The sequence below is a fragment of the Ectobacillus soli genome (assembly GCF_042610425.1).
Lineage (GTDB): Bacteria > Bacillota > Bacilli > Bacillales > Bacillaceae_G > Ectobacillus.
In genome coordinates this window covers 904,189-923,985 of record NZ_JBGJZM010000001.1, presented here as the reverse complement: position 1 = coordinate 923,985, position 19,797 = coordinate 904,189, and the positions used below count along the sequence as shown (strand labels likewise).

21 protein-coding genes, 1 other RNA gene and 1 riboswitch are annotated in these 19,797 nt (G+C 36.3%); of the genes, 6 read left to right on the top strand and 16 right to left on the bottom strand.

The window, feature by feature from the left end:
* Positions 1–75: 75 nt before the first annotated feature.
* A riboswitch (purine riboswitch) is annotated at positions 76–178 on the bottom strand.
* A gap of 104 nt (positions 179–282) precedes the next feature.
* The 9 genes from ACAN53_RS04800 to ACAN53_RS04760 form a co-directional block, all read right to left on the bottom strand.
* The gene (locus ACAN53_RS04800) at positions 283–1,791 is read right to left on the bottom strand and encodes a carboxypeptidase M32 (protein WP_379967761.1); all 1,509 of its coding nucleotides are present in this window, start codon (positions 1,789–1,791) and stop codon (positions 283–285) included.
* A gap of 66 nt (positions 1,792–1,857) precedes the next feature.
* Positions 1,858–3,795 (bottom strand): ATP-dependent DNA helicase, encoded by a 1,938-nt coding sequence (locus ACAN53_RS04795; protein ID WP_379967759.1) that lies wholly within the window; start codon positions 3,793–3,795, stop codon positions 1,858–1,860.
* 64 nt (positions 3,796–3,859) lie between these two features.
* Positions 3,860–4,042 (bottom strand): hypothetical protein, encoded by a 183-nt coding sequence (locus ACAN53_RS04790; protein WP_379967757.1) that lies wholly within the window; start codon positions 4,040–4,042, stop codon positions 3,860–3,862.
* 58 nt (positions 4,043–4,100) lie between these two features.
* Entirely contained in the window at positions 4,101–5,243 is a 1,143-nt protein-coding gene (locus tag ACAN53_RS04785) for a THUMP domain-containing class I SAM-dependent RNA methyltransferase (protein WP_379967755.1), read from the bottom strand.
* A gap of 116 nt (positions 5,244–5,359) precedes the next feature.
* An RNA gene (gene rnpB, locus ACAN53_RS04780) (RNase P RNA component class B) lies at positions 5,360–5,745 on the bottom strand.
* Between the two features lie 53 nt (positions 5,746–5,798).
* On the bottom strand, positions 5,799–6,134 hold the full coding sequence (gene gpsB, locus ACAN53_RS04775) for a cell division regulator GpsB (RefSeq protein WP_379967753.1): 336 nt from the start codon (positions 6,132–6,134) through the stop codon (positions 5,799–5,801).
* A 118-nt stretch (positions 6,135–6,252) separates the two neighbouring features.
* Positions 6,253–6,816: an SLOG family protein gene (locus tag ACAN53_RS04770; RefSeq protein ID WP_379967751.1), complete on the bottom strand. Its 564-nt coding sequence runs from the start codon at positions 6,814–6,816 to the stop codon at positions 6,253–6,255.
* Positions 6,817–6,919: 103 nt separating this feature from the next.
* The gene (locus ACAN53_RS04765) at positions 6,920–7,483 is read right to left on the bottom strand and encodes a CotD family spore coat protein (protein WP_379967749.1); all 564 of its coding nucleotides are present in this window, start codon (positions 7,481–7,483) and stop codon (positions 6,920–6,922) included.
* Between the two features lie 397 nt (positions 7,484–7,880).
* Positions 7,881–8,261, bottom strand: coding sequence for a YppG family protein (locus ACAN53_RS04760; protein ID WP_379967747.1), 381 nt, complete (start codon positions 8,259–8,261; stop codon positions 7,881–7,883).
* Between the two features lie 198 nt (positions 8,262–8,459).
* On the opposite strand from ACAN53_RS04760, the gene ACAN53_RS04755 reads away from it, so the two are divergent.
* The 3 genes from ACAN53_RS04755 (at position 8,460) to ACAN53_RS04745 (ending at position 11,228) form a co-directional block, all read left to right on the top strand.
* Positions 8,460–8,657, top strand: coding sequence for a YppF family protein (locus tag ACAN53_RS04755; RefSeq protein ID WP_379967745.1), 198 nt, complete (start codon positions 8,460–8,462; stop codon positions 8,655–8,657).
* A 295-nt stretch (positions 8,658–8,952) separates the two neighbouring features.
* Positions 8,953–9,357 carry an ATP-binding protein gene (locus tag ACAN53_RS04750; protein WP_379967743.1) on the top strand — a complete coding sequence of 135 codons (405 nt, stop codon included), beginning with the start codon at positions 8,953–8,955 and terminating at the stop codon, positions 9,355–9,357.
* Positions 9,354–11,228: an ATP-binding protein gene (locus ACAN53_RS04745; protein ID WP_379967741.1), complete on the top strand. Its 1,875-nt coding sequence runs from the start codon at positions 9,354–9,356 to the stop codon at positions 11,226–11,228. Before ACAN53_RS04750 ends, ACAN53_RS04745 begins: the two co-directional genes overlap by 4 nt.
* Before the next feature lie 172 nt (positions 11,229–11,400).
* On the opposite strand, the gene ACAN53_RS04740 is transcribed toward ACAN53_RS04745, so the two are convergent.
* The gene (locus tag ACAN53_RS04740; RefSeq protein ID WP_379967739.1) at positions 11,401–11,886 is read right to left on the bottom strand and encodes a glutathione peroxidase; all 486 of its coding nucleotides are present in this window, start codon (positions 11,884–11,886) and stop codon (positions 11,401–11,403) included.
* A gap of 213 nt (positions 11,887–12,099) precedes the next feature.
* On the opposite strand from ACAN53_RS04740, the gene ACAN53_RS04735 reads away from it, so the two are divergent.
* Positions 12,100–12,303 carry a DUF3925 family protein gene (locus ACAN53_RS04735; RefSeq protein WP_379967737.1) on the top strand — a complete coding sequence of 68 codons (204 nt, stop codon included), beginning with the start codon at positions 12,100–12,102 and terminating at the stop codon, positions 12,301–12,303.
* A gap of 119 nt (positions 12,304–12,422) precedes the next feature.
* Positions 12,423–13,376, top strand: a complete 954-nt coding sequence (locus ACAN53_RS04730; RefSeq protein ID WP_379967735.1) for an MBL fold metallo-hydrolase — start codon at positions 12,423–12,425, stop codon at positions 13,374–13,376.
* Between the two features lie 41 nt (positions 13,377–13,417).
* Here ACAN53_RS04730 and ACAN53_RS04725 read toward each other — a convergent pair whose 3' ends face one another.
* Positions 13,418–14,563, bottom strand: coding sequence for a DEAD/DEAH box helicase (locus tag ACAN53_RS04725; RefSeq protein WP_379967733.1), 1,146 nt, complete (start codon positions 14,561–14,563; stop codon positions 13,418–13,420).
* A gap of 188 nt (positions 14,564–14,751) precedes the next feature.
* Positions 14,752–16,440, bottom strand: a complete 1,689-nt coding sequence (locus ACAN53_RS04720) for a formate--tetrahydrofolate ligase (protein ID WP_379967731.1) — start codon at positions 16,438–16,440, stop codon at positions 14,752–14,754.
* A 283-nt stretch (positions 16,441–16,723) separates the two neighbouring features.
* Between ACAN53_RS04720 and ACAN53_RS04715 the strand changes: the two genes are divergently transcribed.
* The gene (locus tag ACAN53_RS04715) at positions 16,724–17,023 is read left to right on the top strand and encodes a hypothetical protein (protein ID WP_379967729.1); all 300 of its coding nucleotides are present in this window, start codon (positions 16,724–16,726) and stop codon (positions 17,021–17,023) included.
* A gap of 62 nt (positions 17,024–17,085) precedes the next feature.
* Here ACAN53_RS04715 and ACAN53_RS04710 read toward each other — a convergent pair whose 3' ends face one another.
* From ACAN53_RS04710 to ytfJ, 4 genes are all read right to left on the bottom strand, one after another.
* Entirely contained in the window at positions 17,086–17,775 is a 690-nt protein-coding gene (locus tag ACAN53_RS04710; RefSeq protein ID WP_379967727.1) for a class I SAM-dependent methyltransferase, read from the bottom strand.
* A 145-nt stretch (positions 17,776–17,920) separates the two neighbouring features.
* Positions 17,921–18,223: a hypothetical protein gene (locus ACAN53_RS04705; RefSeq protein WP_379967725.1), complete on the bottom strand. Its 303-nt coding sequence runs from the start codon at positions 18,221–18,223 to the stop codon at positions 17,921–17,923.
* 51 nt (positions 18,224–18,274) lie between these two features.
* Positions 18,275–19,051 (bottom strand): oxalate:formate antiporter, encoded by a 777-nt coding sequence (locus ACAN53_RS04700; RefSeq protein ID WP_379967723.1) that lies wholly within the window; start codon positions 19,049–19,051, stop codon positions 18,275–18,277.
* Between the two features lie 311 nt (positions 19,052–19,362).
* Positions 19,363–19,764 (bottom strand): GerW family sporulation protein, encoded by a 402-nt coding sequence (gene ytfJ, locus ACAN53_RS04695; protein WP_379967721.1) that lies wholly within the window; start codon positions 19,762–19,764, stop codon positions 19,363–19,365.
* Positions 19,765–19,797: the final 33 nt, after the last annotated feature.

The following is a 19,797-nucleotide window of genomic DNA, read 5'->3' as shown; positions in this document are numbered from 1 at the left end:
ATGAAAAAAAGCACTTTCTCACCTATCAGTGAGGAAGTGCTTTTTCTACCAATGGAATATTCAAACTACCATTACGCAACAATTGTCCTCACTCATAGTCCAATACATTTACGGTTATTGGGTAGAAACTTGTAGGCCATATCCCTACGATTATATGAGTGCCCGTATGTAATTAACATCGTTAATTATACAGTATGTCGCCTAATATGAAAAGAAAAACACGTACAATTATAGTGAAATCCATATATTGTGTTCGCTTTTTCTTATTAAAACAAAAAAAAATTACGACAAATGGTAAATCTCTTTGTATTTATTTTCTAAGTAAGTTGCTAAATAAGTAGCTTGTAGCCCTTCTCCGGTAACTTCCCTCAATATTTCATTCGGATTTTTGCTCTTGCCAAATGTATGAATATGAACGCGCAGCCATTCCACAATAGGCTCTACTTCTCCATATTCTAACAACTCATCAAAGTTTGTTATTTCCTTCTCCATTTCATTCTTAAACTGGGCTGCATACATATAGCCTAGTGCATAGGAAGGAAAATACCCAAAGTCTCCCCCTGCCCAATGTATATCTTGAAGAACGCCTTCTCGGTCATTTTGAGGACGTATTCCTAAATATTCTTCCATCTTATCATTCCATACTTTAGGCAAATCTTCCACTTGTAAATCACCATCAAACAAAGCTTTCTCCACTTCATAACGAACCATAATGTGTAGTGGATATGTTAATTCATCTGCTTCAATGCGAATAAGAGAAGGTTTAGATTCATTTATTGCTGCATAAAAATCATCAAGGGTTAGATTATCAAACTGACCTTCATTAGCTAATTGTAGCATCTCATAATTTTTACGCCAAAAATGCTTGTTGCGTCCAATAAAGTTTTCAAAAAATAAGGATTGTGACTCATGAATCCCCATCGATGTACCGGAGCATAAAGGGGTACCAATCCAATCTTTACTAATATTTTGTTCGTAAACAGCATGTCCACATTCGTGAATTGTACCAAAAATAGCTTTGCGGAAGTCATGTTCGTCATACTGAGTTGTAATTCGAACATCTCCTTGGTTTAAAGTAATAGCAAACGGGTGCATCGTTTCGTCCAAACGACCCGCTTCAAAATTATATTGAAGCTGCTCTAATAGCATTGTACTGAATTGTCGTTGCTTTTCTTTTGGAAAAAATGCATATAAGGGCTCTGTCTGCAGAGAAAGAGTACTTTTTGCAATTTCTTTCACGAGTGGTATGATGCGAGTACGCAGTTCAGTAAATACAGCATCTAACGTTTCGACCGTCATTCCAGGCTCGTATATGTCCAAAAGTACATCATATTTATTTGTTTCATATCCCCAATAGGAAATAAATTTCTTTTTATAGTCAATGATTTGCTTTAAATAAGGAGCTAGCATAGAAAAATCAGCTTGTTCCTTTGCAATTTCCCACACACTTTCAGCTTTAGCTTGTATTTTCACATATTGTTCGTATTCATCCTGTGGTATCTTCTTGTTTCGATCATACTCTCTTCTACATTCGGCAACAATTTTCTCAGTTCGCTTTGAGAGTGTTTCTTCTGCTTCTAACGCTTTTAAAAAAGCTGCCATTTCATCAGAAATGGACATCCGAAATGCCTCAGAAGAAAGCATACCAATTACTTCAGCTCGCCCCTCTACTCCTTCTTTCGGCGCTCCTGTGCGTAAGTCCCAAAAAATAAGATTTAACGCTTCTCGGTAGTTTACAATCTTTTTTATATACGCTAAAAAATGTTCTTCCGTTTCATTTCTAGAATCCATATTCCACGCATCTCCTTTCCTTTTATTACCTTTCAATAAAAAAACAACAAAATCCTTTATATACCATTATTCAATTTTCTCCCCTTGAACCGGTAGAATACGCTTCACATTTTCCACAACCGTATCTAGTTCCTCTTCTTGAAGAAAAATCGTAATAAAACCGCTATCCTGGCTCGTTCGAATGAGTCTCCCAATCCCTTGGCGTAAACGAAGGATCATGTATGGTAAATCAACCTCTTGAAACGGATCACTTACATGTTTACGTTTCGCTTCAAATACAGGATCATTTGGTGGGAATGGAAGCGACCAAATGACAACATGAGATAAAGAGGAACCCGGAATGTCTAACCCTTCCCATAAATGCACAGCGCATAATACCGTCTCTTCTTCGTTTTGAAACTGGGAAACGAGCACACTCATTTCCTTATCACCTTCATATAAAAAATCGTGATATGTGCTACGTTGCTGCATTTCTTCCTTGAAACACTGTAATTGTTCATTCGTTTTAAATAATATAAGCGTTCTTCCATTTGTTTTTTCTAGTGAAGATAACGTGTACTCAACTTTTTTCATCCATTCTTGATGTTTGCTATAGGTTGGTAAATATACTTTCATTTGTTCCTCATAGTCAAACGGGGAATCAACGGAAAATGAAAGATAGTTTTCAACCCCAAGATTCCTAGCAAAGAAGGAAAATGAATTGTTTTCAGATAACGTAGCAGAAGAAAATACAATCGGAATCTGCTTGGAAAATACTCTCTCCCGCAACACTTCTTGCACTTCATGTGGCATAATAATCAATGTGTATCCGTCACCATCTGCTTCTACCCATGCGATTACATTTTCATTTTCAAGAAATAATTGTAAGGAATGTTCCATTAAATCCAAATGCTCGTCCACTACCGATAAATCATATTCATCTATTGTATGCATTTCACCTTCAAAGACAATAGAATTCCCAATTTCTTCAATCTTCTCATATAATTGCTTTGCTATTTTCATTAAGAGGCTTGAACGCCGTATATTCATACGTTGGGACCCAGGTATTTCTTCCGTATTTTCGTGTAGAATGTGGAAAAAATCTGAAAACTGTTCAATAGACTCTTCAATCAACTCTGCAAATTCTTCACGAATATCATTTTGAAGTAGCCGTGTAAGTAGGTCCTCCATCATCGTTTGTTGCAAACGATAGGTAAGCGCCTTTTGTGCAGCGTATTCTACCAGATGACCTTCATCAAATATAACGCAACTAGCTTCTGGCAATAGAGGTAGCTGCCCCTCACGTTTGCGAGCCTCAAATGTCCAAATATGCTGCATATAGAAATCTTGGGAGCATATAATTAAATCGGTCGCCTTTCGATAATAATCACGAGACAGCGTCTGACCACAGCGATGACGTTTTTCACATGAAATACAATCTTGAAAATAATCAAATGCTACTTGTGACCATTCCTGATCTGTTAAATGAGGGTATTCCTTACGATCACCATAGTGCTGGAAATTTTGCATCGTTCCGTGATCAAATACAAATTCCGGCAAATTATCATAGGCTTCTTCGATACCTTCTGACGGAGATCCTTCAATTACTCGTTCCATTTTTTTTAAGCACAAATAGTTTTCCATTGATTTTGCTAGACGAACGTCTATATGTAAAGAAAGCGCCTTTGACAGCTTAGCTATATCCCCTTCTTCTTTTACTAATTGTTCAATAAGAGTCTCATCCGCGCATGCAATAATAGCTGGTTTTCCAATATAACGCGCATACGTGATTGCATACAGTAAATAAGCAATCGTTTTTCCAGTGCCCACTCCCGCTTCTGCAAACAATACTTTCTTTTCCTTAAAAGCACGTTCCATCTGAAACGCCATAAATATTTGTTCATCTCGCATTTCAAACCCATGTTCAGGTAATATTTCGTATAGGACGTCTCCTATCCATTCATTTAACCTATCAAAAAAGTTATCTTGTTTTCCTACTTCAAATGGTAATCCCGTTCTTGTCACGACACTTTCCTCCAACTCATATGAATGATACAAATGAAAAAGTTTTCCGCAATGGAAAACTTTTTCATTCTACGATTAGCCTCATGTATTGCTCATCTAATACCGTTTTATGTGATAAAGCAAGTAAATAAGAATGCTTAGCTTGTATAATTTCATTTCTAGCTTGAATAGAATCTGATTGTTCTATTATATGTTCTGTAGAATCGATTGCTTTTTTAATAAGGATAAACTCATCCATATACTCCATCGTTTACCTTCTCCTTTTTTGTACGCATAATAGACAGTATACGTACAGAGTTGGAGAATTATTCTTTCAATCTTGGTGGACGTTTTCCGAAATATTGATAATAATCTGTACGTATCGTTCCATTATAAAGTTTACGTTTTTTCGATGCAGGTTTTCCGTATAATGTTTCAAAATTTTCATTGTTTGTTACAACATAGATAGACCACGTGTTGTAGTTTCTAAAAACTTTCCCCATATCAACATACAACTGCTCTACCAACGCTTTTTCACTTAAACGTTCTCCATATGGTGGATTCGTCACCACGTAGCCATAATCCTCTTTTGTGGTGAAATCTTTTACTTGCATTTGTTTAAATGGAATAAGGTCAGCAAACCCTGCTTCTCTGGCATTATCCTGTGCAATTTGAACCATTCCATGATCAATATCAGATCCGAAAATATGTAAGGGTTGATCATAGTTTGCCTTATCCTCTGCTTCTTCATAGGCAAGATCCCATTTATCTTGAGATATCCAGCCCCAATTACTAGCTGCAAATTCACGATTAAATCCCGGTGCAATATTTTGACCAATTAAGGCTGCTTCAATAGGAATCGTACCTGACCCACATAGGGGATCAACAAAAGGCAAATTTGGATTCCAATTTGTTAGCATAACAAGCGCAGCGGCTAGTGTTTCTTTTAGTGGTGCTTCCCCTTGCCCGACCCGGTAGCCTCGTTTATGCAGTCCTGTTCCGCTTGCATCAATTGTCAAGGTTGCTACATCTTTTAGTAAGGAAACTTGAATACGATATAAAGGACCATTTTCTTCAAACCAAGTTGTTCGTTTATACGTACTTTTCAATTTTTCCACAACAGCCTTTTTTACGATACTTTGGCAATCAGATACACTAAATAGCTGTGACTTTACCGATTTACCTATTACCGGAAATTCAGCATTTTCCGGAATATAGTCACCCCATGGTAGCGCTTTTGTTTTCTCAAATAATTCATCAAACGATGTAGCTTTAAACTCACCAATTTTTATTTTTATGCGATCAGCCGTTCGTAACCAAAGATTTGAGCGACAAATCGCAGACTCATCAGCTTGAAATGTTACCTTGCTATTTTCCACTTCACACTCATATCCAAGATTGCGAACCTCTCTTGCTACTAAAGCCTCTAATCCCATAGCTGCCGTTGCAATTAATGTAATTTTACCCATCTTCATTCTCCTAATAAAAGCATTTTATTCCTAATTAGCGATACATATATATTACCACACAAAAAGCTCTCCTTTAAGTAAGGAGAGCTATTCGTTATCATTGTTAATTCATAACGTTCTGTAAGCCATGTTCTGTTCCATAGTACTACAAACGGCTCACGCCTCGTACACCGGTGGTGACCATCTATCTACAGATATTGATCTGTCCTTTCCCGTCGTTCATTTACTTAGGAAAGATTCCCCTACCATAATTTGGGTTTCTCACTCGCGGGGTTTACCTCGTTCCACTCCCATCATTTCTTCTGGGACTTCGTCACTGTGGCACTTTCAAAGTAGTCTAGCCATATCCATAAGGACTTAGGCTATTTCCCTGCCGTTAGCCTCGCCGCAAGGCCAAGCTACCCTAGCTTATGACTTGGCTAGGCACGAACACTACAACCATCTCAGGTCGTGTGAGCATGGACTTTCCTCTACAGCAATGCTGCAGCGATCACCCAAACGTTATGACGTGATAAATTATACTGCATAACATCAAAATAAGCAAACTATTTATTGTTACTCATACAATTTGCTTCCAAAAACAGCTTTTTCCAAATTAGATAAACGTCTTAAAATATCAGTGTTCATATTATTATACACTGGTTGTGCTGGCTGCGCAGGTTGAATTGGCTGTACAACCGATGGTTGTTTCACCTTTTGCTCTTCAATTACACGTTTCATGCGAGCATTTTCTTGCTGTAGATGTTCAATTTCTTGATGAAATGTTTCATAATCTTTAATAATTAAATCTAAAAATTTATCAACTTCTTCTTGTTGATAGCCACGAATACCAGATTTAAAATCTTTCTCCAGAATATCTTTTGCAGTTAATTTTAGTTTGTCAGAAATCATCTTTTCACCTCATATCTTTACAAAAGCTTACGTATCATTTTCGTCCATACGAGCTTACAGATTTTTAAGTAGGCTATGTACATTTTACCATTCTCTTTTTTATTCTACAATGGTTACATTATACCGTATCATCGTAGGCACCGCTTTCCTCCCACTGTTCTTGCTCTATCATATCCTGTAGGTCAGAAAAACGAATGAAATAACATGGATATTGTTCTATTTTTTTTGCTGTATTCACGATATATTTGGGACTTCCTTCTTTCTCCTCATCATAAACTACTAATAATGCATCACTTTTCTGTAGAAAAAATTGATTTTTCAATCGAAACTGTTCCGGACTTTCATATTTTTTCTTCGTTATACTGTCAACATGATCAGCCTGAGAAAGAATAAACTCGTAATATTCCTTTGTATCATCCTTCCATTTCTCTTCTTGCTCTAAAAATGGTGTAAATACCGCAAGTTTTAATTCGGGAAATTGTCCCTGCAAATCGAATACAACCTCGGCAGCCCATAATTCAACACCAAGCTGTCCACTTATTATTACCCATTCTAATCCTTCTTCTGCAAATTGAGTAAGATACTTTTGTAAGGCTTTTTTAATATATACTACACCAGGATGATCGTTAGAAAAAATACTAAGTTCAAATGGTTTGTATCCTGTTACTGCTAAAATTCTCATCACTATCACCTCACTAATAGTATCATAAAAATGGTTGTAGGGATTGCTAACATCTAACATAATGCAACGCAAAAAGAACTAGCAATAGCTAGTTCTCCTTTATTTATTTCTTAAGCATGCCGCCTACCATTGGATTTACATTCGGCCCCATATTTCCCGTCATCGCTCCTGCTACTTGAGGACTTGGTCCGTATCCAGGCATCATACTTCCAGGACCTGTCATCGCTCCTGCCACTTGAGGACTTGGTCCGTATCCAGGCATCATACTTCCAGGACCTGCCATCGCTCCTGCTACTTGAGGACTTGGTCCGTATCCAGGCATCATGCTGCCAGGACCTGTAAACGGTGAAGCTCCGTAAGGACTCATTGGTGCATACGGTCCTGTCATCGCTCCCGCTACTTGAGGAATTGGTCCATAGCCAGGTGTATTCGTTTGTTGTACAGTGTTAACAGCAGATTGTGTTTGTGGAAAATAGTGTTGATTTTGAACCATCTGATGATTTACTAAAGTTGAATGAGTTGGATGAATGTGTGGTACAACAGTTGTTGAAAATGTGTGCGTTTCACAGTACTTTGTTGGATGTACAACTGGTGGTGTAGTCATAACTGGACCTGTTGCAGCTGGTGAGACGTAGGAAGGCCCTCCAAAACAAGGTTTACAATACATAGTTTTTTCTCCTCTCCAACATAATGTAGTTACACTTTACAATATGTATGGAAAGAGGTACATGACTAATACAAATACCTATTTGCTATGATAAAATCGTGTACAATAAATGTTTAAAACTTGTAAATACCAAAACTGTTAACACTACTAATCCAAAGAACATATATAAAATTACATTTTTCACAGATTCCGCTCCAGTACATGAATTTTTTCTTGTACTAATTGTATACGTGATCGTTAAAACGAACAATATGTTTACGACAAAAACATACATTTTTTTCACTTTTGTAATATTTATAACATTAATTCATAAATCAATCCTTCATTTCGTTCGTAGTAACGAATAAATCCTTACTGTAAGCTATGTAAAAAAGGAGCAACCTTGCAGTTGCCCACTTTATTTAATAAAAAAACCTCCTACTTGCTTTACAAGTCCCGTTACTTGATTCATTGCGTTCATCATTTGTCCTGCCGTATTCATCATTTTATTAATATCATAATTTCCATCATTGGTTTTAAATTGGGAAATAATATTTGAAAACTGACCTTGCTGCTGTGTTTTACTATTTTTTGTAGGATATGGATTATACGGGTTCATCGCATGTTGATAGGGTGGCTGAGTCGGATGATAGGATGGTTGAGGTGGGGGGTAAAAAGACGGTTGTTGATTCAAAAATGATAATTGAAAAGGCTCATAATAGTTCGGTTGATTCGTTTGAACTGGTTCAAACGGATACATATTATACATGTATCCGTTTGAATTTTGATTAGGATACATTAAAATCCCTCCCTTCTATAGATAGGATATGAAAGAATAAAAGAGAATGTGTAACGTCCTCCTCAATTCCCACTACTAAATATAGAAAATGATGTCTAATCCTGTCGATAGTTTCAATTTTGCAAAAATTATAAAATTTTATTATTTATGATACGATTAAAAAGTAGAAGTGAACTCTTCTCAAGGGGGAATGAGGGTATGACACTAGGGGAACTACGCACACATTTTATTTCATTAAAGCAATACGAACCAACAGATTTGAATATGCTGTTAGACTTTGCCGGACAGAGATATTTACAGGGATCCATTTGCATTTCAGAGTATCGAAGTGTTATTCGTGAATTAGAGGCATACGGTGCAACAAAGCCTGATTATAACACTGGATTAAGCAACTAATAGTATAGTTAAAGAACTGTTTTCTTCAAGACAGCCTATGGGCTGTCTTGGTTACTTTCACTACTACTGATGGTTTCTTTTTTTAAAATATTCATCACAATGCATACATTTATATTTAATCCTCGCTTTTCTCCTAAACCCCTTAACAAATCACCCATAATATTACTTTATTTTAAAAAATAACATAAATAAACTATATTTTTAAAAAAATCTAATTTTATTTTCCTTTAAATATGCTAAAATACACAGTAAAAATATAGATATTATTAATTTATAAAAAGGATAGGGGAAAACTTTGTACAGAATTATTGTTGAACGAGAGGATGACGTGTACCTAGCGAGTACAATTGGGAAACGGGTTGCTGAAGATTGCGGATTAAATAAAATCCAACAAACGAAATTAGTAGTATCGATAATGGAATTAACTCGAAACATTGTCTTTTACGCTGGCAAAGGTGAACTATATATAAAGCCAGTTCTATCTCATGGAATAGAAATCATCGCAATTGACCAGGGTCCTGGCATTCCAAACCTTGAACAAATTTTAAATAATACAGTCCCTTCCAAAACCGGATTAGGATTGGGGTTATCAGGAGTGAAGCGCTTAATGGATGAATTTGAAGTCACAAGTACCATAAACCTTGGTACAAAGGTTAGAGCTGTAAAGTGGCTTGATGAAGGGCGGGGTTCATTACGTTGACGACATCACCGACTGCTCGTGAGATCGCTTATGGTTTGATTGAACTCAATCCTAATGGCATGATTCAAAAAGTAAATGAGGAGGGAAAAAGGCTTATACTCTCTGATGAGAAAGATACCAACTATCTTTTCCATCGAGTTAATAATAACGATATTAAAACCAAGCTACATGAATGCTTCATGGGAAGAAGCAATGAGTTTATCGTAACAATAGATACACATCCATACTTTTTTTTATTTCATCGAACATTCAAAGATCAAAAACTAAATAAAGTTCATATCTATATGTTCAATATAAGTTATTTACAAACATCCTATGATCATAACAACTGGAATAATCATTTATTATCCTCTATTGGGGAAATGGCAGCCGGGATTGCTCATGAGGTCAGAAATCCCTTAACTTCAGTGAAAGGATTCCTACAATTGATGGAGGAATCTTATAAGCAAGAATATACTCAAATTGCTCAAAGTGAATTAGAACGGGCGATTCATATTTTAAATGATTTAATGAGTGTTACAAAGCCTGAATTCGCACAGGAAAAACGAGATACCTTCAACGTATGTTTCGAAATTGAATCTACTTTATTACTATTTCAAAATCAACTTTATCATATAGACATCCAGAAACAATTTCAAAATGAAAGCGCTCTGATTGTTGGCCGAAAACATCAGATTAAAAAAGCATTCTTCAATTTAATCAAGAATGCAATCGAAGCCATGCCTGAAGGTGGAACATTACGAATTGAGCAACTTGAAGACAACCATGAAACTCACCTTAGCATCTCAGATACTGGCATAGGTATTCCAAGGGACAAATTACGTCTACTTGGTACGCCTTTCTTTAGTTTAAAACAGGATGGAAAAGGAATGGGACTAGCCCAAGTCTTTAATGCCATACAAAGTAATCAAGGCAAAATACATGTTACAAGCGAGGAAGGACAAGGAACCACTTTTTGTCTTTCATTTCCCAAAACAATTCATCACTCTAACTCATATTTAGGAGGTCAGACAATGATAGAAACAACTAATTCAAAGGTTGAGTTATCTAATTTTTTATTTGATAATTTAGATTTTTACACAAAAGAATGGTTGCAATATTTACAAAAAAATAAAAGCTACATCACTTCTTTACTGAAAGAAAATGGTGAGGCCGATAACTACGGAGAAACGGGTAACCCAATTATGAAACTCGTGGCTCAAAATATTCAAGAATTAAAAATGGAAGAAATTATGGATGTAGCGAAAGAAAGAGGCGTTAGAAGTGCAAAAACAGAGTTTCCGATGCATTTGGCCTGGGAAATTTTCCAATCAACGCGCGGAATTATTTGGAGTGCCATTAGAGCATTTTATATCGAATCTAAAAATACTCTTACTACAGATGAATTTTTTACGTTAGAACGCACGGTAAATGATATCATTGATTCATATATTGATTCTTATACTGCTTATTACGTTAACTATAAAGAAGAATTGTTAAAAAGCCATCGTGAAACAGTAGATGAATTGTCGGTTCCCATCATTCCAATAGCTGATAGAGTATGCATACTCCCTGTAGTCGGTAATGTAGATACGTATCGTGCAAAAAAAATTCGTGAAAAAACATTGGTTCGTATTAGTGAATTAAAAGCACAGCAATTAATTATTGATATCTCAGGTGTACCTTTTGTAGATACAGCCGTTGTTAATCATTTGTTTAAAATTGTAAAAGGAATAAAGTTATTAGGTTGCTCTACGATTCTAACAGGAATCAGCGCGGAAATTGCCGATACGATGATTGAACTGGGGATCGAAATTGACAGTGAATTAAAAACAAAATCTGACCTACAGCAGGCACTGCAGGAAATGAGTCAATTTTCTATAAATAAATGATATAGTATATAGCCTCCCTATTTGTTCATTTTTGTAGGGAGGCTTTTTCCTGTTTGTTGAGCTAAATTAAAAAAAGAGACAGCTTAATGCCGTCTCTTATCAATGGGAGGGTACTATCTTATGAATACTTGTATTATTATATAAGTTTCTTAACTTTTTCTTAACGCATCATTTATTTTTCAGCCAAAAGCTCTACAAGTTTCGGTGCAATTTCTTCAGGTGCCGTTTGTGGTGAAAACCGCTCTAGCACATTCCCTTTTTGATCCACTAAAAATTTTGTAAAATTCCATTTTACTGCCTTTAATCCAAGCATTCCTGGCGCTTCTTCACATAAATATTTATATAGAGGGTGTGCCCCGTCACCGTTTACTTCAATTTTTTCAAACATTGGAAACGTAACACCATAGTTCATTTCGCAAAAGCTTGCTATTTCTTCGCTATTACCCGGTTCTTGCCCTAGAAATTGGTTGCACGGAAATCCTAATATTTCTAATCCCTGTTCTTTGTATTCTTCGTATAGTGCTTGCAACCCTTTATACTGTGGAGTAAATCCACATTTACTAGCAACATTCACAACCAGTAACACCTTGCCTTCATATTCTTGAAGAGATTTGTGCTCACCTTTAATCGTTTTAACTGTAAAATCATACACCGTCATCAAACTTCCTCCTCTTTTCTAATTTGTTACTTTTTATCATAATGTGTTACGGATGGAATGTCGAAAATAACATACCAAATTCTACCGAAAATTAGGTTAAAAAAACTAGACATAAATTAATAAAACATTTACAATATAAATATGAACATTTTGTGACTAAATATTGAATTTAATGTGACAATAAAACAGTGAAATCCTAAGGAGGAATTATAAATGGAAAATACGCAACATGAAATGTTATCTGATCGTGAGTTTTATTATGTACTTCTCGTATCAATGCTTGTTGTAGTTGGATGGCTATTCGACACAAATGCACTATTTTTAAGTAAATGGTTCGCAATGTCTAACGTAATCCTTGTTCCCGCTATCGGAGGCATTATCGGTTACTTCGCAATGAAATTCGGGAAACAAGCGTAACTTGAATGTATTTATACTATTTATCTTACAATCTGTATAAAAAAGAGAGAAAACAAGTTTTGTTTTCTCTCTTTTTTTATTATAATGTAATCACATCCAAAATTTAGGAGTGTGATAACTTGGGTAAACCAGAAGTGATAGGAATAGACATGTTTTTAATAGATGATCATGATTTAGGTAGATCTAATCGTACTGGCACCACAGTCTTACTTGGTGATAAAATTGCTTTAATTGAAACGTGTGCGAGTCCTTCCCTGCCCTACATAATTGAAGGTTTGATGCATTTAAATATATCTGTAAATGACATCGCTTACATTATTATAACACATATTCATCTTGATCATGCCGGAGCTGCAGGATTATTAATGGAGCTATGTCCGAACGCCACCTTGCTCGTTCATCCACGAGGTGCAAGGCATCTCATTGATCCATCACGCTTAATTTCAGGCGCACAATATGTGTATGGAGATAGATTTGACCCTTTATTCGGACCTATTGTACCTGTTGCAAAAGATCGCATTCTCACGATGCAAGATGGCGATTTCTTACAGCTTTCAAATGAAAGAACGCTTACCTTTTATGATACGCCAGGACATGCAAAACATCATCTTTCTATACATGACTCACTAACAAATGGTGTATTCGTTGGGGATACGATTGGCGTGTATTATAAAGAACTACAGGATTGTAATGTGGAGTTATATCTTCCTTCTACCTCCCCATCACAATTTGATCCTGCAGCGATGCTGCATTCCTTACAGAGAATTATGGATTTGCGACCTCAATATATCTTTTTTGGACATTACGGAGCATCAACAAATATAAAAGAGATTGCTAGTCAATTAGCCTATTGGTTACCTCGATTTATAGAAGAGGGTACGAGCATTGCACAACGAGAAATAAAAAATCAGCATATTGTTTCCTTACTTTCTGAACAAATGCTATATGAAGTTGCAACGTATTTAACAGGTAAAAATGTACCTTCTACTCATGCGGTTTATGAAATTCTAAAACTTGATATGGAAGTATGTGCAATGGGGATACTTGATTATCTTACAAAATTGAAAGCTTAATATAATGTGATGCATTGTTTCATATAGAAAAAAGGCCTAGTTTATCTAGGCTTTTTTTGATTGGGTATTTCCTTGTCATTCGTACGCTTCATAACAAACGCTCCTTTATACAATTCCACTTGCTTTAAGTCGAGCTTTAACTTTTTAGCAAGCTGAAGAAGTTGTTTTTCTTGTTCCTTTGTTATGATGGAAACAACAATTCCTTCTTTACCCATGCGACCCGTTCTTCCTGAGCGGTGAATGTATTGTTCAGGTTTATCTGGAGCTTCTATATGTATGACATGTGTTACGTCTTCAATATCTAGCCCTCTAGCTGCCACATCCGTTGCTAGTACAATTTTAAGTTTACCTTGTCGAAATGCTTGCATAATTGCCATACGTTCCTGTGATTTTTCCTCAGAATGAAGAGTTGCAGCAGCTATTTTTCCAAATCTCAGTTTAGATTCCATTTCATTTAACCGAAACGGATCATTTAAGAACGCTAGTGCCTTAACTCCTTCCATATGAACAATTTTACGAAGGGTATCTACTTTTTCACGAAGTGGCACAATGACATAAAGATGTTGAACGTTACTCGTTTCACTTCTCTTTACGCGAAACAATACAGGTTCGTTTGCTAGCTTCTTAGCTTCCTCTTCCACTGCATTCGATATCGTAGCCGATACGAAAATTAATTGTCGATCTCGCAATGTTGTTTTTACAATGTCTCCAAGATTTAAATCTTGTTGCAACATTTGATCGTATTCATCCAATACGATTGTCTTTACCTCATGCATTTTTAACTTTTTCTGACGGACTAGCTCTAATAAACGTCCAGGTGAGGCAACAATGACTTGAGGATGCTTTTTTAATTTTTCTACTTGCCGCTTTACATCCGCTCCGCCAATTAAGCTAACAGCAGTAATACTGCTATCGGTTGTGAATTTCAATACTTCATTATGAATTTGCATAACGAGTTCACGAGTTGGTGCCAATATCACGATTTGGGGCTGCTTTGCAGACTCATCTACCTTTTCAAGTAAGGGCAGTAAATATGCTAACGTCTTCCCTGTCCCCGTAGGAGATTCTGCAATTACATCCTTTCCTTCTAGTATGGATGGAATAATACTTTGTTGTATATTCGTCATTTCTTGGAAATTTGCTTTTTTCCAAGCTTTTTGTATGAACGGTTTCAATTGCTCGATCATTTTATTTCTCCTTTTTCTATATCCTTGCATCATTCTAAGTTCGTCTTTATCCTATTTTTGTCCAGAAAACATAGTGTATCAAACTGTATGAATTGTACCATAGGATGATTGTATATGCTACACGACTCTCTTTAATAATCAAAAGGACTGCATAGCATAATAGCTGTAACAGTCCTTTTTGCCCATTATTAAAATAACCCGCTCGCTTTCCCATTATCATCAACATCCATTTTCAGTGCAGTAGGCTGCTTAGGAAGACCTGGCATGGTAAGTACTGAACCTGTGAGAGCTACAATGAATCCTGCTCCAATGGAAGGTTTTAACTCCCGCACAGTGATGATGAAATGATTAGGGCGCCCAAGTTTACTTGGATCATCAGATAAGGAATACTGAGTTTTTGCCATGCAAATCGGTAAGTTACTCCATCCTTGCTCTGTAAATTGCTGAAGTTGTTTTTTTGCTTTCAATGTGAATTGAACATCGTCTGCTCCATATACCTTTTGTGCAACTATACGTATTTTTTCTTCTAGTGGTTGAATTAGCGTATAAAGAGGGGCAAAATGATTTTCTTTTTCTTCTATGCTATGAAGTACCTTTTCAGCGAGCTCAATTCCTCCTTTTCCACCTTTTTCCCACACTTCTGTTAACGCTATTTCATAGGAATTTTGTTTACACCATTCTTTCAACCATGCTAATTCCTCTTTTGTATCGGTTACAAAACGATTCATTGCAATAACAAATGGCAACCCGAATGATTGAATCGTTTCAATGTGCTTATGTAAATTCTCAATTCCGAGCTTAAGTGCTTCTACATTTTCTTCATGTAACTGCTCTTTCTTGACACCACCGTGCATTTTCAATGCACGAATCGTTGCAACAATTACAACAGCAGCTGGTTTAATTCCTGCTGTTCTAGCTTTAATATTGAGAAATTTCTCCGCTCCTAGATCCGCACCAAATCCAGCCTCTGTAATCACATATTCGCCAAGCTTTGCAGCCATTTTTGTCGCAAGAATACTATTACAGCCGTGTGCAATATTTGCAAATGGACCTCCATGTATAATAGCAGGAGTGTGTTCTAACGTTTGCACAAGATTTGGCTTGATTGCATCCTTTAATAGTAAAGCTAGTGCCCCTTCTACAGCAAGATCTTTTACTGTAACAGGCTCATTGTGTTTGTTATAAGCTATCACAATATGTGATAGTCGCTCCTTTAAATCATGAAGATCCTTTGCTAAGCAAAAAACAGCCATGATTTCGGAAGCAACCGTAATGTCAAAGCTTTCTTCACGAGGAACTCCTTGCATTGGTCCACCCAGACCAATAATTACGTTACGAAGAGCACGGTCGTTTAAATCTACACAACGTTTCCATACAATTTTACGTGTATCGATTTCAAGTTCATTTCCTTGTTGGATATGATTATCTAGCAACGCAGCTAACGCATTATTTGCAGTAGTAATAGCATGAATATCTCCTGTGAAGTGTAAATTAATATCCTCCATAGGAACGACTTGTGAATAGCCACCTCCTGCTGCTCCACCCTTAATCCCCATCGTCGGACCTAGAGAAGGTTCTCGAAGCGCAATAACTGCCTTTTTACCAATATGATGCATGGCTTGCCCAAGTCCTACTGTTACCGTTGATTTTCCTTCTCCAGCAGCGGTTGGATTAATAGCAGTTACAAGAATAACTTTCCCATCTGGCTTTTGTTCCAGACGTTTTAATATATTAAGCGATAATTTCGCTTTATAGTGTCCATAAGGTTCTAGCTCTGATTCCTTGATATCTAATTGTTCTGCTATTTCATATATACCTTTCATCTTTGCTTCTTGTGCAATTTCAATATCAGATTTCACTGAAGAAACGGTTGCCATCAAACTTCACTCCTCTTGTTTTCTACTGTCTATTGTATCAGTTTTCAGGAAAATACGCACATTCCATCGGATAAAAAATGAACATTATCATCTATTTTTCTTAAAATATTCGTTATTTTTATAATTATATGCATACCCTATGCTTCCTCTTATAAATTCCCCTCTTTTCCTCTTTTAATAAGTTACCATCCCAATCTAGTTTTTATAAAAAATCCGCAGTTGCTATGTACACCGATTCTTCTAGACAAGCATAGGATGTAAGTAGATAAGGGGGTGAAGAACAATGAGTTATGGTTTTAATAGCGGCTGCGGTTATGGAAATAATTATGGCAACACAAACACTAATTATAACGATGACAACAGTATTGCTCGCTTCTTACGTACTCTCAGTCCTGGAACTCCAGTTGTGTTGCAATATGACGATCGTCGTCCTGCACGCGGCATTTTTGAAGGATTCCAAAATGGCAACGTACTTCTATCAAATTTCAACGGTTTTCCGGGTCTTGTTCGCATTGCAGCTAACAAAGTAAACGCAGTTGCTCCTGCTGGATTTTTCCAAGATTGCCACGATCATAGAGAATAGTTCGAACTAGAAGAAGACCAGTGGACTATCCACTGGTCTTCTTTCACAAATTGTTTACCTTTTTAATGCTCCTTATTATATTGTAACATCGTAATCCACATAAATGACAGTGCCTGTTTAAGTGTATGTGGTAAATCCTCGATTAACTCTTCATCCACATCACGTTTATATACGCCCTTCCCATCTACAATCGAAAATCCGTTTTCCTTTGCTAACATTTCAAATTCCCATGGCATCATTGTATTACATACAACAGATTCTTCATATAATCTACGATAGCTATTTACACGCGGAGCAGCGGTTGGACCTAATATAGCCACACAGATATATCCTTCCGGTTTCAGGACACGTTTTAGTTCACGTAGAACAACTAACGGGCGTTCTACCCATTCCAGAGAGTTAACAGCAATAATTGCATCAAATGTTTCGGTTTCATAGGGCAAAGCTGCTATGTCTGCTTGTATAAATGAAAGTTTGGCATGGTGAGTACGAGTATCTGCATATTCAATCATTTGAGTAGAAATGTCTACGCCGTAAACTCGATATCCATTGTTACTAAAATAGAATGATCCATATCCATCGCCGCAACCCGCATCCAGAATCGTCGCACCTTCAGAAACATACGTTTGAAAAAAAGGAAGAATACCGCTTCTACTGCCTGCATTCCACATTTCCTTACTTTTTTCATTCCATTCAACGGCCTGTTTATCCCACTTTTTTTGTACACTTTTGCTCCAACTAAAGGAATTCACTTACACAAAACCTCCTTATATGTAATTTTTATACATATTCAACAAATGGAAGTCGTTTTCCTCGTACGCTAAAAAACAAAACAGGACCTATTTTAAGAATAGTCTCATTCCTAAACAAGCCCTGCTTCTTTACTATTTAGTAAAACTACATCATCGTAATTCGCCAAAAGGTACCTAACATTCCAAATCCTGAAGCTACTTTAATCTGATTATCACTCATTTTAAATGTTTGACGAATCGTTGTAAAGAATACACCATTATGTATAGTCGTGCCCGTAATTTCAATGTTTTCCTTACCCTCTCTGCAAGTAAATTGTGTTTCTTCACATATAACACCATATTTCGCTGCTAATTCACGGGAAAATGTTTGTAGAGATGGTCTCGTTCCAATGACAACAGCTACAAGTACTATACTTACTAACCCAAGTTGTAAAAGCAGTCTGTTCATATTTGTTCACTCCCTTCCACAAGTAAAAAAACTTGACGATGTCAAGTTTTTTTACTCACTTTCCCATATCCACTCCTGCTCTTTTCTATCAAAAAACAAGACAGCTTTCTCACTAGCTTCTTCTTTCAATTCAACCAAACTTTCCATAATTTCGTCCATATTTGTAAAAGAACCAATTACATAAACTGGAATTTCCAATCCCCGTTTTGTTTCTACCTTATTATGCAAATCAATTAGTAGCCCATCCTCAGTTAAGGGCAACAGCCGAAGTGCAATTTCTTTTGTTACAGCAGGATAAATCTTCGTTTTTTGAAATAGCATGCGACGTTTCTTTCCGAAAGAACCTAGCTTATATGGTATAACTTTACTTAATAGACCTGCCATATCCTGCTGTCTTCGATAATACACTTTATTAAACCAGCCGTCTTCATGCGATAAATAAACGAATTTATTTTTAAGTAATGGGAAAAAGGGTTTTACAATTGGTTCTTTTTTATGAGCTAAATATAGCAGTTCAGCAATTTCCATAGCATCTAGCTCATCTAAATCATTCACATCGTCAAAGTCAATCCAACAAAACTCACCGAATTGTTCAGTATCTGCAGCAATCAACTTTGGAATATTCTCTTCCTCGACATACTCGAGAAGAGTGTGGTAATTGAAATCTGTCCATTCAAATTTGTGCTTCAGCAGAAGGACGTTATGAAGTGGAGATGGATTATTATTAGCAAATTCCCGAAACGTTATGCCTGACGAAAGATAACAATGATTTCGTCGATCTCCATTAATATAAATAATATCTTTTATTTGGTCAGATCCTCCAGACAAAGCACCTAGCCACCTTTGTATAATATAATTAGTACGACTTATTTTATCATGAAAATTTTTAGAAACATAGGAAAACGTCCGAAAATAACTACATATTACCATTACATTTTATTTATATTTATTACAAAAAAGTTACATGTGGTAAAACGTAAAATAAATATCTATTCAGTTCACTGAAAATAGCTGTTTAATAACAAATAGACCATTGCTAAAAATCTTGAATTTCCAAGATTTTTAAGAACGGTCCAGTAGAAAATAATGAGAACGAAAATATGCTAAACCATTATTTCTTTTTATTCATTATGATGCTGTCATTCTGTTGAGGATGCTTCTTTCTCTTTTTTCTTAAAGATAGATTGTAGTTTATCGAGTGTTTGAGGGGCTAATTCAATCGCCTTCTCCATTAAATGCGTTGTATTTTGAAGATGTAGGATGTTCACTCCCTCTTTGTTTACAACAAGAAAGGCAACTGGTGTTATGGATACTCCCCCTGCACTTCCACCACCAAAGGCAGGATTTTCACGACGGTTACTCCCACTATCTGTTGCATAATCGCTACCACCAGCACCAAACCCAAATGCAACTTTTGAAACTGTAAGAACAATACCCCCATCTTTTGTTTCTACCGGCTCTCCAACAATCGTATTTACATCTACCATTTCTTTCAAATTTTCCATAGTCGCTCTCATTAATCCTTGAATGGGATGATCCACTAGCAATTCCTCCTTCTCTATTCTTTTCCTAGT

What these genes read in the sequence shown, in the direction of transcription:
- ACAN53_RS04800 (WP_379967761.1), bottom strand. Translation starts at nt 1,791, where the DNA reads ATGGATTCTAGAAATGAAACGGAAGAACATTTTTTAGCGTATATAAAA.
- ACAN53_RS04790 (WP_379967757.1), bottom strand. Translation starts at nt 4,042, where the DNA reads ATGGAGTATATGGATGAGTTTATCCTTATTAAAAAAGCAATCGATTCT.
- ACAN53_RS04785 (WP_379967755.1), bottom strand. Translation starts at nt 5,243, where the DNA reads ATGGGTAAAATTACATTAATTGCAACGGCAGCTATGGGATTAGAGGCT.
- gpsB (WP_379967753.1), bottom strand. Translation starts at nt 6,134, where the DNA reads ATGATTTCTGACAAACTAAAATTAACTGCAAAAGATATTCTGGAGAAA.
- ACAN53_RS04770 (WP_379967751.1), bottom strand. Translation starts at nt 6,816, where the DNA reads ATGAGAATTTTAGCAGTAACAGGATACAAACCATTTGAACTTAGTATT.
- ACAN53_RS04765 (WP_379967749.1), bottom strand. Translation starts at nt 7,483, where the DNA reads ATGTATTGTAAACCTTGTTTTGGAGGGCCTTCCTACGTCTCACCAGCT.
- ACAN53_RS04760 (WP_379967747.1), bottom strand. Translation starts at nt 8,261, where the DNA reads ATGTATCCTAATCAAAATTCAAACGGATACATGTATAATATGTATCCG.
- ACAN53_RS04755 (WP_379967745.1), top strand. Translation starts at nt 8,460, where the DNA reads ATGACACTAGGGGAACTACGCACACATTTTATTTCATTAAAGCAATAC.
- ACAN53_RS04740 (WP_379967739.1), bottom strand. Translation starts at nt 11,886, where the DNA reads ATGACGGTGTATGATTTTACAGTTAAAACGATTAAAGGTGAGCACAAA.
- ACAN53_RS04735 (WP_379967737.1), top strand. Translation starts at nt 12,100, where the DNA reads ATGGAAAATACGCAACATGAAATGTTATCTGATCGTGAGTTTTATTAT.
- ACAN53_RS04725 (WP_379967733.1), bottom strand. Translation starts at nt 14,563, where the DNA reads ATGATCGAGCAATTGAAACCGTTCATACAAAAAGCTTGGAAAAAAGCA.
- ACAN53_RS04720 (WP_379967731.1), bottom strand. Translation starts at nt 16,440, where the DNA reads ATGGCAACCGTTTCTTCAGTGAAATCTGATATTGAAATTGCACAAGAA.
- ACAN53_RS04715 (WP_379967729.1), top strand. Translation starts at nt 16,724, where the DNA reads ATGAGTTATGGTTTTAATAGCGGCTGCGGTTATGGAAATAATTATGGC.
- ACAN53_RS04705 (WP_379967725.1), bottom strand. Translation starts at nt 18,223, where the DNA reads ATGAACAGACTGCTTTTACAACTTGGGTTAGTAAGTATAGTACTTGTA.